The organism is Mesorhizobium sp. M2E.F.Ca.ET.209.01.1.1 (genome assembly GCF_004010375.2).
Lineage (GTDB): Bacteria > Pseudomonadota > Alphaproteobacteria > Rhizobiales > Rhizobiaceae > Mesorhizobium.
The window spans coordinates 1-337 of sequence record NZ_SADP02000653.1; the positions used below are offsets into that span (position 1 = coordinate 1).

1 protein-coding gene is annotated in these 337 nt (G+C 65.3%); it reads right to left on the reverse strand.

Annotated elements, in window-relative coordinates; genetic code table 11:
• Window positions 1-337: serine hydrolase domain-containing protein (locus tag EN852_RS37305; RefSeq protein WP_135879798.1), on the reverse strand; the 337-nt coding region annotated here is incomplete at both ends.

The following is a 337-nucleotide window of genomic DNA, read 5'->3' on the forward strand; positions in this document are numbered from 1 at the left end:
CTTCAGTCCGGCGCGATGGGTGAGCAGTTCTTCGATGGTGATCGTCTTGAAGCGCGGGTCCTTCGGCTCACTGTCCTTGTGCTTGCGGGCGAAATAGCCGGCAAGGGCCGTGCCGAGCGGCTCGTCGAGCGACAGCTGCTTGTGGTCGACAAGGCCGGCGATGCAGAGGCCGGTGATCGCCTTGGAGAGGCTGGCGACGGGTTGCCGGTCCGTCGCCTTCCAGCCATGGTCGAATGCGCCGACGATGTCCTTGTGCAGCGCCACCGCCACTTCGGCGTCAGCGATGTGCCGTTCGGCCATCCAGGACGTGACCGCAGCATCGACTTTAGCGGCGACC